13 protein-coding genes are annotated in these 17,589 nt (G+C 60.2%); 4 read left to right on the top strand and 9 right to left on the bottom strand.

Going from position 1 to position 17,589, the window contains the following annotated elements:
* Nucleotides 1-6: 6 nt before the first annotated feature.
* Nucleotides 7-1,272 carry an urea ABC transporter substrate-binding protein gene (urtA, locus tag ACZ9BE_RS00670; protein WP_056787644.1) on the bottom strand — a complete coding sequence of 422 codons (1,266 nt, stop codon included), beginning with the start codon at nucleotides 1,270-1,272 and terminating at the stop codon, nucleotides 7-9.
* Between the two features lie 301 nt (nucleotides 1,273-1,573).
* On the opposite strand from urtA, the gene ACZ9BE_RS00675 reads away from it, so the two are divergent.
* Nucleotides 1,574-6,442 carry a DUF4329 domain-containing protein gene (locus ACZ9BE_RS00675; RefSeq protein WP_460160300.1) on the top strand — a complete coding sequence of 1,623 codons (4,869 nt, stop codon included), beginning with the start codon at nucleotides 1,574-1,576 and terminating at the stop codon, nucleotides 6,440-6,442.
* Nucleotides 6,443-6,493: 51 nt separating this feature from the next.
* Here the strand turns inward: ACZ9BE_RS00675 and ACZ9BE_RS00680 are convergent, their stop codons facing one another.
* The 8 genes from ACZ9BE_RS00680 to cbiE form a co-directional block, all read right to left on the bottom strand.
* The gene (locus tag ACZ9BE_RS00680) at nucleotides 6,494-7,867 is read right to left on the bottom strand and encodes a PepSY-associated TM helix domain-containing protein (protein WP_256808224.1); all 1,374 of its coding nucleotides are present in this window, start codon (nucleotides 7,865-7,867) and stop codon (nucleotides 6,494-6,496) included.
* A gap of 144 nt (nucleotides 7,868-8,011) precedes the next feature.
* The gene (locus ACZ9BE_RS00685; RefSeq protein ID WP_256808221.1) at nucleotides 8,012-10,132 is read right to left on the bottom strand and encodes a TonB-dependent copper receptor; all 2,121 of its coding nucleotides are present in this window, start codon (nucleotides 10,130-10,132) and stop codon (nucleotides 8,012-8,014) included.
* An 84-nt stretch (nucleotides 10,133-10,216) separates the two neighbouring features.
* A complete protein-coding gene (locus ACZ9BE_RS00690; RefSeq protein ID WP_150638222.1) occupies nucleotides 10,217-10,663 on the bottom strand; it encodes a DUF2946 domain-containing protein in 447 nt (148 codons plus the stop codon).
* 21 nt (nucleotides 10,664-10,684) lie between these two features.
* Complete coding sequence (locus ACZ9BE_RS00695; protein WP_041480685.1) at nucleotides 10,685-11,164, bottom strand: copper chaperone PCu(A)C; 480 nt, start codon at nucleotides 11,162-11,164, stop codon at nucleotides 10,685-10,687.
* Nucleotides 11,165-11,212: 48 nt separating this feature from the next.
* Complete coding sequence (locus ACZ9BE_RS00700) at nucleotides 11,213-11,611, bottom strand: DUF2946 domain-containing protein (RefSeq protein ID WP_041480684.1); 399 nt, start codon at nucleotides 11,609-11,611, stop codon at nucleotides 11,213-11,215.
* Between the two features lie 317 nt (nucleotides 11,612-11,928).
* A complete protein-coding gene (locus tag ACZ9BE_RS00705; protein WP_460160301.1) occupies nucleotides 11,929-12,645 on the bottom strand; it encodes a cobalt-precorrin-6A reductase in 717 nt (238 codons plus the stop codon).
* A complete protein-coding gene (locus ACZ9BE_RS00710) occupies nucleotides 12,642-13,739 on the bottom strand; it encodes a cobalt-precorrin-5B (C(1))-methyltransferase (RefSeq protein WP_460160302.1) in 1,098 nt (365 codons plus the stop codon). Before ACZ9BE_RS00710 ends, ACZ9BE_RS00705 begins: the two co-directional genes overlap by 4 nt.
* Nucleotides 13,732-14,943 (bottom strand): precorrin-6y C5,15-methyltransferase (decarboxylating) subunit CbiE, encoded by a 1,212-nt coding sequence (cbiE, locus tag ACZ9BE_RS00715; RefSeq protein ID WP_460160303.1) that lies wholly within the window; start codon nucleotides 14,941-14,943, stop codon nucleotides 13,732-13,734. Before cbiE ends, ACZ9BE_RS00710 begins: the two co-directional genes overlap by 8 nt.
* A gap of 225 nt (nucleotides 14,944-15,168) precedes the next feature.
* On the opposite strand from cbiE, the gene ACZ9BE_RS00720 reads away from it, so the two are divergent.
* Genes ACZ9BE_RS00720 through ACZ9BE_RS00730 form a run of 3 tightly spaced genes read left to right on the top strand, consistent with a single transcriptional unit; the run spans nucleotide 15,169 to nucleotide 17,504 of the window.
* Nucleotides 15,169-15,840 (top strand): hypothetical protein, encoded by a 672-nt coding sequence (locus ACZ9BE_RS00720; RefSeq protein ID WP_150638214.1) that lies wholly within the window; start codon nucleotides 15,169-15,171, stop codon nucleotides 15,838-15,840.
* Entirely contained in the window at nucleotides 15,764-16,801 is a 1,038-nt protein-coding gene (locus ACZ9BE_RS00725) for a hypothetical protein (protein WP_460059858.1), read from the top strand. The genes ACZ9BE_RS00720 and ACZ9BE_RS00725 overlap by 77 nt, the downstream gene beginning before the upstream one ends.
* A gap of 52 nt (nucleotides 16,802-16,853) precedes the next feature.
* On the top strand, nucleotides 16,854-17,504 hold the full coding sequence (locus tag ACZ9BE_RS00730) for a hypothetical protein (RefSeq protein WP_476248803.1): 651 nt from the start codon (nucleotides 16,854-16,856) through the stop codon (nucleotides 17,502-17,504).
* Nucleotides 17,505-17,589 lie beyond the last annotated feature (85 nt).

Genomic DNA, 17,589 nt, shown 5'->3' on the forward strand with positions numbered 1-17,589 from the left:
TTCGCCTCAGTTGCTCTTCACCGCATAATCCGGCTTCTTGTCGTTGCCCTGAATGAACGGGCTCCATGGTTGCGCGCGGATCGGGCCTTCGGTCTGCCACACGACGTTGAACTGCCCGTCGCTCTGGATTTCGCCGATCATCACGGGCTTGTGCAGGTGGTGATTGGTCTTGTCCATGGTCAACGTGTAACCGGACGGCGCAGCAAAGGTCTGCCCGGCCAGTGCTTCACGAACCTTGTCGACGTCAGTGGATTTGGCTTTCTCGACCGCCTGCGCCCACATGTGGATGCCGACGTAGGTGGCTTCCATCGGGTCGTTGGTCACGGCTTTATCGGCACCCGGCAGGTTGTGTTTCTTCGCATAGGCTTTCCAGTCCGCGACGAATTTCTTGTTCGCAGGATTCTCCACCGACTCGAAGTAGTTCCACGCCGCGAGGTTGCCCACCAGCGGTTTGGTGTCGATGCCGCGCAGTTCTTCTTCGCCGACCGAGAAAGCCACCACCGGTACGTCGGTGGCTTTCAGGCCCTGGTTGGCCAGCTCTTTATAGAACGGCACGTTGGAGTCGCCGTTGACGGTGGAAATGACGGCAGTCTTGCCGCCGGCGGAGAATTTTTTGATGTTGGCAACGATGGTCTGGTAATCGCTGTGACCGAACGGCGTGTAGACCTCTTCGATGTCCTTGTCGGCCACGCCTTTGGAATGCAGGAACGCGCGCAGGATCTTGTTGGTGGTGCGCGGGTAGACGTAGTCGGTGCCGAGCAGGAAGTAGCGCTTGGCGCTGCCGCCTTCTTCACTCATCAGGTATTCAACGGCGGGGATCGCTTGCTGATTCGGCGCGGCGCCGGTGTAGAAGACGTTCGGCGACATCTCTTCGCCTTCGTACTGCACCGGGTAGAACAGCAGACCGTTGAGTTCTTCGAACACCGGCAATACCGATTTGCGCGATACCGAGGTCCAGCAGCCGAACACCACCGCGACCTTGTCCTGGGTCAGCAGCTGCCGGCCTTTTTCGGCGAACAGCGGCCAGTTGGAAGCGGGGTCGACCACCACCGGCTCGAGCATCTTGCCGTTCACACCGCCCTTGGCGTTGATCTCATCGATGGTCATCAGCGCCATGTCCTTGAGCGACGTTTCGGAGATCGCCATGGTCCCGGACAACGAATGCAGAATCCCGACCTTGATGGTCTCGGCGGCCTGGACAGTCCAGGTCATGCCCATCGCGGCAATGGATGCCGTGAGTGTGAAAGCCTTGATCAAACTGCGACGCTTCATTGTGCGATCTCCATGAACATTCGATTTTTTCTGGTTGGCAGATGCGGACGACTGAAGGTGTGTTTTGCAAAGGCTGTGCCCGGTCGCGTTCAGGCAAGAAAATGTCGTGCCAGAGCGCTTGCGTGCTGAATGCGTGCACCAGGAGGGGACGGTAGTCGGGCGGTGGTGCGTCCAGCTGCGCCAGATTGGGGCGCGGGCTGTCGCGCAGATGCGGATACAAAAACGATAAACATGTACCACAGCAGGTGAAACCCGACGGCCCACACTCACGCGCTCATCCCGATTCTCAGCGCAGGTTTTTATGAGTCATGTCTCAGGCCGATCCGGTCGTACCGCAAGTTCTTCAGCAACGTTCAAGCTGCCGCCACTGAGCCCGGCCTTTCTGACTGAAGAGGACGCCGCCTATTGGGTGCACACGCGGATTCCACTGAACCCGGACAAAGAGTACGGCAGCGTGATCCTGCTGCGACCGGACGGGAAATTCCTCGCCACCTCTCCCATCGCAGGTGAAGCCACGCGCTTCGACTTCGGCACGATTGTGCAGACCGATGCCCTTGGCGGCATGCTCCATCCGCTGGGCTACCGATGTATCGCCAGCGTACACAGCCATCCGCCGATACATGACCAGTTCCGCAATGGCAATCGGCGTCAGGACGAAACCCTGCTCAGGCTGTTCATGAGCTTCTATTCAGGCGGCGATTTCATTGGCGATGTGTCGGCGCGGGATTTTTTCCGCAACGCTTACCTTTCAGGCCCGGATGGCAGCTTGCTCAAATACGTCTCGAGCGGCTCGCCCGAGGAACGCGACTACTTCCTCTGGCAGCAGTCCGGCGGGCCGTCGGGCCATCCGGCTGGGGCCTATGACGTGATGGCGGTGATCAACAGGCTGGCGACCGTGGGTGAACTCAAAGTCATTGTTTCGAATGCCGACTGGGGCTACTCGGTGGGGCGCGTACCTGCGGACTGGAAGGCCGGCGCGTCGTTCTCCACGGGTGTGGTCACCGAACTGCCGCTGATGACCCGGGTATGCGTCAATGCCGAACGCGCCGTGCTTGCCGCCTTGAAATCCAGAGGCGCACAGACGACGGGCCTGATATTGAAAAAATTGATTGGCGAGGAGTATGTCGCCACCCATGCGCGCCCGGCCGGACTGGCTGCATGGGATCCTGAGCGAATATTTCCGGTTGATGCCCAAGGGCAATTGCAGCTGCCGAGGGGTTATTTGCTGGAGGGTTTCTACTTCGCCTCGCGGCCCGACCCTGCGCAGTTTCCACCCGCTCAGCCGTGGCTCTACGAGAACTTCTTCACGCCCCGGGAGATCGCCGTCGCTATCGAAGCGAATGCCCGCAGCAAACATCTGGCGAAAGCAGGGCATGCGTTGTCGCTATACATGCGGGCGCAGGATCATGCGATGTTGAAGTACCGCTTCAGCGGCGATTCGATCGAAGCGGCACTGAGCGTTACGCAGTCGGACGGCACGGTCGGTGACAATGGAGTGCAGGCAAGGCTGTTGGCCGGCACACTGGATACCCGCGCATTTGTCTCGATGCTGGTACTGGCCGGGACCCTGGAGGTCGTGCGCGGCAGTGCGCTGTGGGCGCATCTGGGGCCGGTGGATCTGCAATGGCAACCCTTCGCGAACTTCCCCTGGCCGCGATTGAGCGGCGCTTTTCTGTGCGCCGATGATGCCGTGCGCCATGCCCATGAACTCGCCGGCCTGCGCCGTGACAAACCGTACGCCGGGTATGTTTTTCAGCGCAGCGACAAGCGCTTCGTGGTGACCGAACCGTTGCCGGGAGATATCGACACGCTCAGTCAGGGCAGGCTTTATCCGATGGACAATCATGGGCGTCCGGTCTTTCCCGACGACCATGCGCTGCACGCCCGTTACGTCTCACACACGGCGCTGTCACAACTTTTGCCGGTGGATGCAGAGCTTTTTGGCTGGGCGTATCAGGAAGCGGCTGTGAGCTTGCAGATGTTGAGTGTGGCGGAGGTCAGGCAAGTCCTGCTCGACGAGATTGCCTTGTATGTCAGCGCGGCGCCGGACAGCCTCGTCAGGTATGAGGTCATCGGATCTGCGGGCTCCACGGAATTGGCCCGGCGCCTGGGCACGCGCCAGCATCCGGGCGCCCTGGCGCTGGAACTGGACAGCGGCCGTAAACGCCCGCAGGACTTCATTCGTGAACAGGCAGCGGCCGGACGTTTAACGGTTCTGATCGATAATGAACTGTGGGGCTATCGCGGGCGGGTGCCGCCCGCCTGGTCGCTGCGCACCACGCCCGCGCCTTTGCCCGTGCCGCAGTTGCCGGTGGTGCAACTGCCGCCGCTTCTGTATCCCCAGCCGGACAGAGACAAGCCGATCCTGCCCAAACCCACGCCACTCCCGCAGCCGCAAATACCGTTGCCGCCGCTGACGTTGCCGTTGCCCTGGAAACGCCTGGAAGGTGTGGCATTCGGCGCGATTTTTCCCTCGGCGGATGAGGCTGCACGGGACCGATGCATGGGGGACTTTCGTCCACAGGGCGAAACGCGCGCGTACTTCGGCTTCATTCTCAGGCACAAGAGCCGGCCAGAGTATGTGGCTACCGAGCTGGTGCCCGTCAGTGATCAAGGCAAAAATCTGTTCAGGCTCGATTCGGTTTTCGCCGACCTGCCCTCAGAGCCCTGGCATGCGTTGCCCGAGGGCTTCGAACTGCACGGCAATTTTTATGCGTCGCAACGAGCCGGTGATCCGACGAAAAGCCCGGATGAATGGCTGGCGCATTACTTCATCTCGCCGGACCACCTGACAGCCTCGATGTATTACGGCGGCCGGCGCCCGGTCATGGTGCCGGACGTTCCCGCAGCGCTTTATCTCGCAGTGCGCGATGGTGCGTTGCTCAAATATGTGTGGAGCAAGTCCAGCAAGCTGTTTCATGACGCCTCGTCCCAGCGCACGCTTGAACAGATCAAAAGCGATCTGGCCGCTGGCAACCGTCTACCGACCGACTTTATCCATGAGGTCGCCAGCAGCGGCGAGCTCTCCGTCATGCGCACCGGTCTGTGCTGGGACCGGACGGGGCAGATCAATGTCACCTGGCAACCGTACGCAAATCTCGAACGGCGCAGGCTCGGTCCGGTTTTTCAGACAGCTGACGACGCGGCCGTCCACGCCAGGACACTCGTGCCTCTGGTGACCGACCGAGTGCATGGCGGGCTGATTCTGGAGACGGTCGATAAGCGCTACGTCGCCACAGTGCCCGTTGAAGTCAGCCATGAGGATTTCGATTTCACCGATATCTGCCCTGAGGAAAGTCGCGCCGCCGGATTGTTTCCTGCGGGTTGTCGCATCGTGGCGCGGTACCGCTCGCGCGTCGCCCAGGAGGTGTCGTTGGTCTTGGCGCCTGTGCAAAAGCAGGTGTACCAGAACGTGTTTTCGGTCGAGGTGCTGGAGTCGGCGTTCAACAAACGCGGCATTAAAGAGGAATACCGGGTGGCGGCGGACGGTTCGCTGGTTCGCTATACACCCGCCCCACGGGATGAGTACCTGTTCTGTCCGGATGGCGCGGTGATTGGCTATCGGCCGCAAGCCGAACTGCTTTCGCAGCTGCTTGATCAGGGCGAGCGGCTGTCCGTCGTCGATGCAAAAGCGATAAGACAGCGCCTGCGCGATCGGCAATTGAAACCCGTCGAATGGGTGAACGATCTGGCCAGGGCCGGACGTCTGTGGGTAGTCGCCGCAAGCGCGATCTGGGGGCAACCGCGCCAGATTATCCAGTGGGCACCATACTCCGGGGATCTGTTGCCGGCCGCAGATTATGACAAGGCGTTGAGCAGCCAGGTCGGCAGCCCGCTGTTCATCCAGGCAGACGCTGCCGCGCGTTACGCTCATCAACTGTCGTTGAGCAGGGATGCGCAGACTTTCGGCTACGTTTTGAACGGCCCTGAAGACCTGTTGGTGTCCACTCTGCCAGTTGCGGTGCAGCGTTCGGGGTTGGCGCTGGATCGGGTTTTCGAACAGGGCAAGCTGCCGTCAGGTTTCAGTCTGAGCGCCATTTATTTGCGAGCAGCGCTGCCACCTCTGGGCGCGCGGCCGGACGATATGCGGCACTTTTTTCTGCTGCCCAACGATGTCCAGGCAGCCTGCGCATGGGCCAACACGCCCCAGGGGTACCGGCCGATCTACTTCTCCTGCGCCGATGGCGCGTTGTTGAAATTGCAACTGCATGCATTCGAGCCCGGCACTTTCTACGATGAGTTCGGGCAAGTGCAACTGCGCCCCAATGCCTTTGTGTCGAAGGTGGAAGCGGCGGTCGATGAGCGGGGCATTGCCAGCGGTACGTTCAGATTTGTCGACTATGTCCAACGGATGGCTCATGCCGGTCGACTTGAGGTAATCGAAACCAGTGAATACTGGTCGCGGCATGGTCAGGTGGATGAACACTGGCAGCCACGGCTGACCGAGGTGTCCAGTGAGCAACGCTGGCGCGAGCATCCGGCGCCAGCGCTGGGACCTGTCTTTCATCATCCCGATGATGCCGCCTGCCATGTTCATGGGCGGGTAGCCGGCCAGGCGGTAATAGGCACCGGTTATGAGAGTGCGATTCTGGCGAACCCGTCCAGCCTTCGCTTCGTTCCGCTTGAGCCGATCGTGTATCTGGCCAACGAGGACAATCCGCTGTTGCGCATACTGCGTACCGTCGCGGATCCGGCTGTCAGTTGGCGCGATCCGGCGCCGCGTTATCCCGAGGGTTACTCGGTGATGGCCACCCATCAATTGCATGTCTCGGGCAACACCACGCTGGCGGCGGACGTGGATCAGGTCTATGCCAATTACGCTGCGCCTTCGCTGGTGCATGCGCACACCCATGCACCCACGGAAAAAGGCGTGCATATCCTGCACTACTACTATTCAACACCGCACGATGTGCTGCTCAAGTACACACCCATCTATTCAAGGGCGGAAAGAGATCTGTTGCTGACCCGCTCAGCCACTTTCGAGGGCGGACGCTGGATCAGCCGGCTGAGCCCTGGAGAGTTTCTTTCGCGGCTTATGGCGCTGGGTGAGTTTCGGGTGCTGATCGGCGGTTATTACTGGCGCCAGACCGGCCGCATGAACACTACCTGGCGAAGCCGTCGTCAGCAGACCCCGACACCCGGAACCGTGCGCTTGCGCGACGAGTTGTAAGTGAAATGAATGAACAGGCGTGGGCCGCCGCAACGGCCCGCGCCCGTCACATCAACGCTGCACCTGCGCGGAACGCTCGCCAAGTCGGGGCACGAGAAACCGGTCGAGCAACCAGACCACCACCAGCGACGCCCCCACCAGTGGAAACACCACCGCCAGCACCAGCATGATCGCCACGCCGGTTTTCCACTTCGGCAGGTCATGGCGCAGCGGCGGCACACCGAATTTGCCTTCAGGCCGACGCTTCCACCAGATCACCACGCCGCTGACGGCGCTGAGCAGAATCATCAGGCAGATCAGCAGCACGACAATCTGGTTGAAGGTGCCGAACATCTTGCCTTCGTGCAACATCACGCCGATTTCCGTGGCGCGCGCGACGGTGCCGTAGTGCTCGAAGCGGACATCGGCGAGGACCTTGCCGGTGTACTGATCGACGTGCAGGGTGGCGTCGTTGCGCGGGTCATCAGCGAACACGGCAATGGTGAACACGCCGGTGGCGGTGGTCGGCAGGGTGATGCTGTAGCCGGGTTCAACCTTGCGTTCACTGGCGATGTTCTGCACGTCCTGCAGGCTGATCGCGGGTGCTGCGGGGCCGGCATGGGCATTGCCGTGATTCATGTGTTCGGCGTGGTCGCCGGACATCGGCATCGGCGTATTTTCCATCGCCCATGGCACGGTCTGGCGGGTGGCGCTGTTGAGGCTGCGTGCCTCGATGTCGGAGGTCGGCACGTTGTCCCACATCGCTGCCGGAAACACGTTCCACACCTGCGCGTATTGCTTGCCCCAGAAACCGGTCCAGGTCATGCCACTGAGCAACATCACCAACAGCAATGTCGCGCCCCAGAAACCGGTGACGGCATGCAGGTCGCGCCACAACACCCGACCGCGACTGCTCAGGCGCGGCCACAGAATGCCCGCCGCCTGACCGCGCGGCCACCACAGAAACAGCCCCGACACCACCAGCACTACGCCCCAGCCAGCGGCCATTTCGATCAGGCGATCGCCGACTGTGCCGATCATCAATTCGCCGTGGATCGCGCGGGCGATGGCTTGCAGGTTCTGCTTGGCATCCTGCTCGCCGAGGATGTCACCGTGGTACGGATCGACGAACACGTTGAGTTCATGACCGGCGTTCTTCACCACGAATTGCGCGCTGCGCTCGGCATTCACCGGCGGCAGGTACTGGGTGACCTGGCCTTGTGGGTAAGCGCTTTTCACCCGTTGCAGCAAGTCATCGGCCGGCACCGTGTGGTGCCCGGCCGGCACTTCGAGCAGGCTGCTGTACATCAGCGAATCGAGCTGCGGTTTGAACAGATAAATGATCCCGGTCAGGGCCAGCATCACCATGAACGGCGCGACGAACAGCCCGGCATAGAAATGCCAGCGCCAGGCCAGGTTGTAGAAATTGGGTTGAGGCTTTTGCATCACGTGTGCTCCGCTGGGCTTGGTTCTTTTCGTTGTCTGTTTACCTGCGGGAGTGAGCCTGCTCGCGAAGCGGTTGTTCAGTCGATATCGATGCCGACCGTGGTGCCGTCTTCGCGAGCAGGCTCGCTCCCACATGGGTGGGTGTCAGAAACTCATATCCACTTTGGTCCAGAGCGTGCGCCCCGGTTCATTGAGCGCTTGCGGGTCGTTGGCCGGATAGCCGAACCCGGCATTGCCGGCTAGATTCAGGTGTTCGGCGTAGGCTTTGCCGAACAGGTTGTCGACGCCGCTGCTGACCTTCCAGTGCTGGTTGATGCGGTACGCGCCGTTGAGCGAGAACACGCCGAAGCCGGAGCTCTGGGCGTAATCCTTGCCGACCACGTTGCCCTTGTTCGCGTCGATGCGGTGCTGCGCGGCGACCACTCGCCACAATGCGCCGGCGCTCCACTTGGCCTCGCTGTAGGTCAGGCCGAAGCGCGCATCCAGCGGCGGCATCTGCGGTAATGCCGAGTCGTCACTGCTGTTCTTGCCCCAGGCATAGGCCAGGGTCGCATCGGCTTTCCAGTGGTCGGTCAGGTTGTAGGCAGCTCCGAGTTCGCCACCCATGATCCGCGCGTCGATGTTCTCGGCGCGCGAGGTGCTCATGCCCATCATTCCCGGCGTGTAGTCGAACAGGATGTAATCGCGTACCACACCGATGTAACCCGAGGCCCAGGCTTCGAGGTCGGCGCTCTTGTAGTTCACGCCGAAGTCGAACTGCGTGGTCTTTTCCGGTTTGATCGAGTCGAACGCATTGACCGATCCTGCCGGGCCGGACTTGGGCGAAAACAACTCCCAGTAATCCGGGAAGCGTTGCGCATGGCCGAGGCCTGCATAAAGCGTGGTCGGGCTGTCGGCCAGATCGTGTTCATAGCGCACGAAGCCACTGGGCAGCGTGTCGGCGCGGGTGTCGTCGGCGGTCGGGTTGGGGCGGGACATCATCCCCGACCCTGTGGTTTGCCGATAATCCTTCGCCGAGGCGCGATCGACCCGAGCGCCAGTGATCAAGCGATCACGCTCGGCGGCGTACCAGGTCATTTCGCTGAACACACCGTAATTGTGGAAATCGGCGTCCTTGCTGTAAGGCAGGTCCTTGTAGGTATCGATGCCCATTGAGCTGCGCTGACGGTGCTCGTTGGTCTGTGCGTCGAGGCCGGTGATCAGCTGAACATCAGCCCAGCGCCAGGTTGCTTTGATCCGTGCACCGAGGGTACGACGGTCGACGTTGGACGCCATCGGTCCTGCCATCATGCCGGTGCCGGACGGGGTGCGCAGGGTGTAGTTGTCCATCACATGGTCGGCGTAGTTGTAGTAAACCTGTGCCTCGAGTTTTTCCAGCACCTCGCTGATGTTGGATTTTTCCAAGCGCAGGCCGAGGCTTTCACGCAGGAATTGCGAACCGTCCATGCCGCGCCCGGCATACCGTGCCTCGCCATCGCCCTTGCCGGCGGTAAGTTCGATCAGGGTGTCGGCATCCGGCGTCCAGCCCAGTGCGATATCGCCGTTCCACTTGTCGTAACGCGAGGCGACGATGTCGTTGTTGCCGTCGCGATAGTCATCGGAATGCGCAGTGTTGCCGATCACCCGCACGTAACCCAGAGGACCGCCGGCAGCGGCGTCGACAACCTTGTCGAAACGCCCATGCGAGCCCGCCAGGAGGCTGGCGTTGACGCGAGTGCCGAGTTCGCCGAAGTTCTCCGGCTCACGGTCGAACAGCACCGTACCGGCCGATGCGCCCGGCCCCCACAGGACAGTCTGCGGACCTTTGATCACCGTGAGCTTGTCGTAGGTTTCCGGCGAGATGTACGAAGTCGGCGCGTCCATCCGGCCAGGGCAAGCGCCGAGCATCATGCTGCCGTTGGTGAGGATGTTCAGCCGCGAACCAAACATGCCGCGCAGCACCGGATCGCCGTTGGTGCCGCCATTGCGCACCAGAGCGAAGCCGGGAATGGTCTTCAGGTAATCGCCGCCGTCACTGGCCGGCACCGGTTGGCGCGGATCCTTGGGGTCGGTGACGATCGTCAGTGGTGAGCTTGGAGCGATGGCAGTGATCACCGTCGGGCTCAATTCATTTTCTTGGCCAGCGTGATCGTCGGCCAGCGCCAGCGGAGTCAGCAGTACGCCGCAAAGGACGGCAATAGCGTGCCTGCAACGAATCGGCGATTCATTCAGGGCAAAGTGCGCGCGGGCAGATTCCGCGCAGGGGACAGCAGTAAACCTGGACATGACAATTTCCATCGAACAGTCGTGAACACCACGGCCGGCAGCCTGGTGCTGTCTTCTCAACCGTGTGCAATCAGAGGTGTGTGTTTACGCGGCGATGGGCGGGGCGCGGGTGCGGGCGCCGGGGAAGAAGGGTTGGCGGGCATGGCCCAGACGCGGGGAGGGTGGGGTGAAGGTGTTGGGTGGCGGGATGTTGAAAGCGACGAAATCGCCGCCGCCGGTCAGTGCCGGGCAATTGAACAGCAGGCTGCAATAGCCGCATTTTTCCCACAGCACGTGATGCGAAGATTGCGGCGGGCAATGCTCGGCCGCAGGCTGGGCTGCGTGGCCGCTGTGATCCATGCCGGGCATGTCCATCGACATGTCCATGCTCATTGGCATCGATGTCGAGGCGTGCTGATCCATCGGCATCGACTGAGAAATCAGTGGACCGATGAAGATCATCAACATGGCGAACAGGGCGATCCAGCTGCCACGCGTCAGCGCTTGAGTCTGACGGTGATGCGGGACGGGCCTGGCGCGCAACGGACGCATGGGCGAAGTCAGCCGAAACAGTTACTGAGCGTGCACGTGGCCCTGGGCCGATTCCGGCGGTTTCTTCTGCACGGCTACTTCAACGCTGACGTCACCTGCCTTTTCGAAATGCAGGGTCATCGGGAAACGCTTGCCGTCGCTGAGCAGGCTGCGATCGCTCGGGTTGAGCAGCATCACGTGGTAAGCCATCGGCGCGAAGGTCACGGTGCCGCCGGCGGGGATTTCCACGCTTGGCACTTGCTGCATCTTCATCAGATCGCCCTGCATCACGTGCTCGTGCAACTGCGCTTGTGCAGCGATGGGCGAGTCGACGCTGAGCAGGCGATCGGCGCTTTTGCCGGTGTTGTGGATGATGAAGTAGGCGGCGACGGTCGGCGCATTCGGCGGCAGTTCCTGCGACCACGGATGGGCGATTTCCAGCGCACCCACCTTGTATTCGTGGGCATGGGCAAAGCACGCCGGCAAAAGCAGCGCAGCGAGGACGAAGAGTTTCTTCAACATGGCAGTTCTCCAGAACGATTTGAAACGCGGATTCAGGGCGCGAACCAATCAGACCAGAGGGGAGGCACGGGGATTGAGACTCGGCCATTGCTGGCGCGGCGTCGGGGTTTGCAGGGAGGCGGGCGCAACGCTGCGGTTGCTTTCAAATTGCGCGAAATACAGCTGCGGCGAATGCCCCGGCAGCGCCAGCAATGGCGCCCCGCCTGAGCAACACCAGCAGTGCTGCATGTTCGAATGGTTGTCGTTTTGCGGGGCCTTCTGATCCGTGGCACCGATGTCGATCGCCACCATCTTCATGCCGCTGCCGGTGCAGAAACTGCTCCAGAGTATCTGCTCGGCCGGTGAACTGGCCGCCTGCGCCATCGCCCCGCTCAGCGGCATGGCGAGCATGTTGAACAGCACTGCAAAGCAGGCGATCCAGGCAAATGCTAACCGGCGTCGGTTCATGGGACAGGTCCGTTGGGTGGGCGATCAGGCGCGGCCCATTTAGCCTGATCAGGGCCGATAAGTAAAAAAGCGTCGTGCGGCTTGGTGTCGCATTGAGCTGTTAAAGGAGTGTAGCTACTTGAATTTGCAGTGCCAGACCTGACGCCTTCGCGGGCAAGCCCGCTCCCACAAATTTTGTGAGTGTGCACAGATATCAGCAACATCCACGGTTCCTGTGGGAGCGAGCCTGCTCGCGAAAGCGATTTGTCAGGCACTGATGGGCTACTGGTGCTGACGTCTTCGCGAGCAGGCTCGCTCCCACAAAGCGCCGTGCCGATTCAGTGGGAAAGGGCAGCGAGGACTTCAGCGACTGATTCAAACTCCCGATCAACCCCCGGCAACCCCGGGCGCTTCAACACCAGCACCGGCACGCCACGCTCGCGCGCCACTTCAAGCTTCGGCTCAGTCGCGGTGCTGCCGCTGTTCTTGCTGATCAGCACATCGATCTGCCTGCGCTCGAACAGCGCGCGCTCGTCTTCCAGCAGAAACGGCCCACGGGCGCCGATCACTTCGCAGCGCGCGTTGCCGGGATAGACGTCGAGGGCGCGCAGGGTCCAGAACTGGTGTGCCGGGATTTCGTCGAGGTGTTGCAGCGGTTCGCGGCCGAGCGTGAACAGCGGGCGGTGGAACGGTTCGAGGGCGGCGATGAGTTCGGCCCAGTCACTGACCTCGCGCCAGTCATCGCCTGCTTGCGGTTGCCAGGCGGGCCGGCGCAAGGCCCAGCAGGGGATGCCGGCGAGCTGTGCCGCGCGGGCGGCGTTGGCGCTGATTTGTGCGGCGTACGGATGCGTGGCGTCGAGCAGCAGATCGACGCGTTCATCGGCGATGAACTGCGCCAGACCCTCAGCGCCGCCATAGCCGCCGACCCGAATCTGGCAGCGCAAATCGCTCGGCACCCGGCCAACGCCAGCGAGGCTGTAGATATGTTGCGGGCCGAGCGTACGGGCAATCGCCAGCGCTTCAGTGACACCGCCAAGCAGCAGGATCCGTTTCATGCAAAACCTCCGGCGTGCCCGACAATCCCGCCCTGACGATCAATGGCAAACACCTCGACCTGGACCAGTGCCGGTACCACGCTGCGGGCGAAATTCAATGCGTGGCGACACACCTCATCCCCTAAAGCGATGCCCGCCGCACTGGCTATGGCCAAGGCTTGTTGGCTGGTATTGGCTTCGCGAATGCCCTGTTGCAATGCCGCATCCGCGCCAATCGCCGCCGCCCACTCGGCCAGTTGCGGCAAGTCAATGCTCGAGTGCCGTGAGTGCAGATCCATATGCCCGGCGGCGAGTTTGCTGATCTTGCCGAAGCCGCCGCACAGGCTGAGTTTATCCACAGGCACTTTGCGCAGATGCTTGAGGACCGCACCGACGAAATCACCCATCTCGATCAGGGCAATTTCCGGCAGGTCGTAGACCCGGCGCATGGTGTCTTCGCTGGCGTTGCCGGTGCACGCGGCGATGTGCAGATAACCATTGGTTTTCGCTACGTCGATGCCCTGATGAATCGAGGCGATGTAAGCGGCGCAGGAAAATGGCCGGACGATGCCGCTGGTGCCGAGGATCGACAGGCCGCCAAGAATGCCCAGTCGTGGATTCATGGTTTTCAGCGCCAGTTCTGCGCCGCCCTCGACATTGACCGTGACCTCGAAGCCGCCGCCGTAGCCGGTTTCGACGGCGAGCAAGGCCAGGTGATCGCTGATCATTTTGCGCGGCACCGGATTGATCGCCGGTTCGCCGACGGCCAATACCAGACCGGGTCGGGTCACCGTGCCGACGCCGACACCGGCGTTGAAGTGGATTCCCGGTTCGGCGGACAGTCGCACCTGTGAATAGAGCAGGGCGCCGTGAGTGACGTCAGGGTCATCGCCAGCATCCTTGATCGTACCGGCCTCGGCGCCGCCCTCGCTCAAGCGGCAGAACTCCAGGCGCATCTGCACCTGTCTGCCCTTGGGCAGCGTGATCTGCACCGCGTCGGCGCTGATGCCGGTGAGCAACAGGCGCGCGGCGGCGAGGCTGGTGGCGGTGGCGCAGCTGCCGGTGGTGAGGCCGCTGCGCAGGGGCGCGGGCTGTTCGGCGGTTTCGTCACGCATCGAGGGGTTTGACCAGTTCCAGCAGGGTGATCGGCAAGGCCTGACGCCAGGTGTCGAACTCGCCGAGCGGTTGCGCCTGGGCGACATGGATGCGCGTCAGCTCACCGCCGTATTGTTCGCGCCAGTGCATCAGGGTGACTTCGCTTTGCAGGGTCACGGCGTTGGCCACCAATCGGCCGCCGGGCTTGAGCTGGTCCCAGCAGGTCTCGAATACACCCTCACGGGTGACGCCGCCGCCGATGAAAATCGCTTCCGGACGTTCAAGGCCATTGAGCGCTTGCGGCGCCTTGCCGCGAATCAGTTGCAGGCCGGGTACGCCCAGCGCATCGCGGTTGTGTTCGATCAATTGCTGACGGCCCTCGTCGGCCTCGACCGCGATGGCGCGACAGCTCGGGTGCGCACGCATCCACTCGATGCCGATCGAGCCGCTGCCGGCGCCGACATCCCAGAGCAGTTCGCCGTGCTTCGGCGCCAGGCGAGCGAGGGTGATGGCGCGCACGTCGCGCTTGGTCAGCTGGCCGTCGTGACGGAACGCCGAATCGGGCAGACCGGCGAGGCGTGACAGGCCGGTAACACCGGGTTCGGCCAGACATTCGACAGCGATAACGTTGAGATCGGCAATCGGCGCATTTTCCCAGTCACTGGCGCTGCGATCGATCCGCCGTTCGGCGTCGCCGCCCAAATGCTCCAGAACAGTCATGCGACTTGGGCCGAAACCACGTTCGCAGAGCAATTGCGCAACGGCGGCCGGGCTGCTGCCGTCATTGCTCAGCAACAACAGACGCACGCCGCTGAACAGATGCGCATTGAGCGCCGCCAGCGGACGCGCCACCAGCGACACAATCGTCACCTCCTGCAACGGCCAGCCCAGGCGCGCCGCCGCCAGTGCGCAGGACGAAGGAGCGGGAATGATCGCCATCTCGGCGCTCGGCACCTGACGCGCCAGGCTGGCACCGACGCCGTAGAACATCGGATCACCGCTGGCCAGCACGCAGACCGGCTCGCCACGCGACTCGAGCACCGGCGCGAGGGAAAACGGACTCGGCCACAATTGCCGCTCGCCGCCGATGCACGGCGGCAGCAGATCCAGCTGACGCTGGCCGCCGACGATCCGCGAGGCGCCCATCAGAGCACGCCGGGCGTTCTTGCCCAGGCCTTTGAAGCCGTCTTCACCAATACCCACAACGGTCAGCCAATCGCCCATTTCATACTCCAGATCCTGCGTCCAGCGAAGCGGGCGACATGATAACGCGACAATCGATAACTGGCTGCTGTCCTTTTTTGAGGAGCGCCGACATTGAATGTTTACATTGTCTTTTGTGATTTTTCGAGTTCTTCGCAAGTATTGAATTGGCGTTCCGCTGGAAGTGCTTGTGGCTATCCGGAAGGTACTTTTTTAGTAAATTGAATAATCGAATGGATAATTGAAATGAGCGATGTTTTGAACAGTATCTCAGCACTGCCCGACCAAGGCAGTGCGACGGTGATGGGGAATAATCTGTTGTCCTACTTTTCCGGGTTGACTGCGGAAGACAAACGATTCGTCAAAGACAGTATGCGCTGGGCAGAATACAGAGCCGATTTGCGTCATAACAGAAACAGTGAGCCAGCTGCTTGGTTCGAATATTATTCCGGGGTGCTTTGGTCTGTCGGCTGGAGCCTGGAGCAAGCTCCGGTAATCCATGTTGACAAGAACTTTACCGGCAATGCGCTGGACGTCTGGGCGCGATCCTTGTCGCAACAACTAAGTCGGGAGAAAGTCGCGCTAATGAAGGAAGCGTTCCATATGCTTGAGACACATTCGGACGCCATAGACGTATTTAGAGGCAGCGCTCGGGAATGGAGCGATTTTCGTTTTTCTCCTGCTCAGTACAATTTCAATAGGGAGTTGGAGATTGTCGTCAGTAATGTTCGCTTGCTTGATGCGAAGTGGTCCTCTACCTATTTGTTCTGGACTATTCAGCATACGGGTTCGGAGCTTGATATCCGCTCCAGGCGCTTTTTGATCAGGTCTGCCGCGATAAATGAAAATCGGCTTCAGTTGGCTGCTGCAGTGCTTGATATGCGCACGCGTGAAATTGAGTTGGCTCGGGGCGCTTGATATTAGTTGTACAGCTTTGTTTGATGGTTTGTATGACGGTCTGAAATTAAATGCATGGATTTTCGATTTGATTAACTCCGGTGCTGTGGTTAGTTTGTTTTCCACACCAAGTCGGTGTTTTAATCATGAAAGGAATTCATTTATGACTGAGCTGAATAAAGATGTAATCTCCGCTGTTGAGCGGTTTAGTTTGATTGCACAAACCAATGAGTTTATCGCTGCGCAGCCAGTGCTGCGCTCGCGTTCGGCAAGTGTTGGCAGTAGCTTGCCGATTGATAAAGATGAACTGAATGCTGCAATCATGGGCTCGGGTATTGCAGGCTTTGATGCAAGCATGTCCAAACGCAGCAAGCGAATCGTTAAAAACACCTACATGTATGCCGATCTGGTTGCCTTGCTCAAATATCCGGCGTCCAACCAAAAGGAACAGCGCTATAACGAGTTTATGCGATTGATGAAACTGGCTGGCTGGTTTGCTTTCAGCCAGCCTTATAATCGATATACCGCTACTTCGCAAAAATTGACCATGGATAATGTTGTCCTGTCTGTTCTGCATACCGCTGTTGGTGCAGCAGTAGGACAGGGCCAGGCAGCCCTTAAAGTATTGTCCTCTGTGGCAGATGCGACCATGGATGCACTGAAAAATGAACCACAGGCCCTGACGCTGTTCGAGAACAACTCGAAGAAAGCCGAAGGTGGCAACTTTTGCATGAGTGCGGCTTCGCAGGATGATGAGGGTGGTATCACCCTGGCAATCGCCGCTGTGCAATATCTGGCTTCGGCTCAACCTACCAAAGTACTGTTTGTAGAATGGGCAACATCTGCTGTGGAGATTTATAACGCTGGCGCCACTATGTATATGGATGAGGAAGACTATGCAATGGTTGAACCGTTGATTGTCAAGGCTCTGACTGAGCAGCGTGAGAAAGCGCTCAGCTACGAATTTGGCCAATCGGTCTGAAAGTGATTAATGCCAGAGGCGCAAGCCTCTGGTTTTTTTGTGGGAGATGCAAATGTTCGCGATTTCGAAGGTTTTCGTATGCGCAGGGGCATTAGTGCTGGTGAGTAAAGAGCTGTCGGCATCTGACATTAACGACAGTCTCGATGCGCTGCTTTATTCACAAACGGTCGCCTCGCATAAAGTTCCCGATGCTGTTGAATGCGAGGCATGGAATGACGCCAATAAAACGGCTTTGAAAGTCACCGGTGCTTTGTTTTTCGACGATCCGGTTATCAGCGCGCCGGTCACTACGCCCGATACTTTTACTCTGCTGGAGTTGACTCAAGAACTCTTGCAAGGTTGGGCGCCGGCAGTTTTGAACCAACAGGTAATTGCCAATCTGACCTCGCAACTGGAGAGCAACGGTGCGGCCCTTGAGTTGCTTCAGCGAAATATTCTGCAAGAGGGCAAGTCGATTCGCTTCATGCTTGGCAGCGTATCTGCGGAATCAACGATTACGATGGTCGTCATTTCGTTTGCCGTCAAAGAGCCTGTTCCGGGCAATGTGCTTGAGCGACGCTTCAATGCCGAGCAGATAGTGGGCAACCTTGCTGTTGATTGCTACAAGGCTCTTATAGATGCCGATGATTACTGTTTCTCGAGAGCCAGGATTATTGCGTTATTGGGTGAGCGGCGCGAAACGCAGATTATCGCCCTGACCTGAGCGCGGCAGAGGCAACAACTGACGCCTGCCTGCCCCACCGGTCGAGACAGAGGGCAGACTTTTCATACCGGTGGGCAAAGCAGGC

Source organism: Pseudomonas sp. TE9122, assembly GCF_056278925.1.

Bases quoted from the DNA above. Each gene is read 5' to 3' on its own strand.
- cbiE (WP_460160303.1), bottom strand. From the start codon at position 14,943: ATGGGCGATTGGCTGACCGTTGTGGGTATTGGTGAAGACGGCTTCAAA.
- ACZ9BE_RS00675 (WP_460160300.1), top strand. From the start codon at position 1,574: ATGAGTCATGTCTCAGGCCGATCCGGTCGTACCGCAAGTTCTTCAGCA.
- ACZ9BE_RS00730 (WP_476248803.1), top strand. From the start codon at position 16,854: ATGTTCGCGATTTCGAAGGTTTTCGTATGCGCAGGGGCATTAGTGCTG.
- ACZ9BE_RS00710 (WP_460160302.1), bottom strand. From the start codon at position 13,739: ATGCGTGACGAAACCGCCGAACAGCCCGCGCCCCTGCGCAGCGGCCTC.
- ACZ9BE_RS00705 (WP_460160301.1), bottom strand. From the start codon at position 12,645: ATGAAACGGATCCTGCTGCTTGGCGGTGTCACTGAAGCGCTGGCGATT.
- urtA (WP_056787644.1), bottom strand. From the start codon at position 1,272: ATGAAGCGTCGCAGTTTGATCAAGGCTTTCACACTCACGGCATCCATT.
- ACZ9BE_RS00725 (WP_460059858.1), top strand. From the start codon at position 15,764: ATGAAAATCGGCTTCAGTTGGCTGCTGCAGTGCTTGATATGCGCACGC.
- ACZ9BE_RS00700 (WP_041480684.1), bottom strand. From the start codon at position 11,611: ATGAACCGACGCCGGTTAGCATTTGCCTGGATCGCCTGCTTTGCAGTG.
- ACZ9BE_RS00690 (WP_150638222.1), bottom strand. From the start codon at position 10,663: ATGCGTCCGTTGCGCGCCAGGCCCGTCCCGCATCACCGTCAGACTCAA.
- ACZ9BE_RS00695 (WP_041480685.1), bottom strand. From the start codon at position 11,164: ATGTTGAAGAAACTCTTCGTCCTCGCTGCGCTGCTTTTGCCGGCGTGC.
- ACZ9BE_RS00680 (WP_256808224.1), bottom strand. From the start codon at position 7,867: ATGCAAAAGCCTCAACCCAATTTCTACAACCTGGCCTGGCGCTGGCAT.
- ACZ9BE_RS00685 (WP_256808221.1), bottom strand. From the start codon at position 10,132: ATGTCCAGGTTTACTGCTGTCCCCTGCGCGGAATCTGCCCGCGCGCAC.
- ACZ9BE_RS00720 (WP_150638214.1), top strand. From the start codon at position 15,169: ATGAGCGATGTTTTGAACAGTATCTCAGCACTGCCCGACCAAGGCAGT.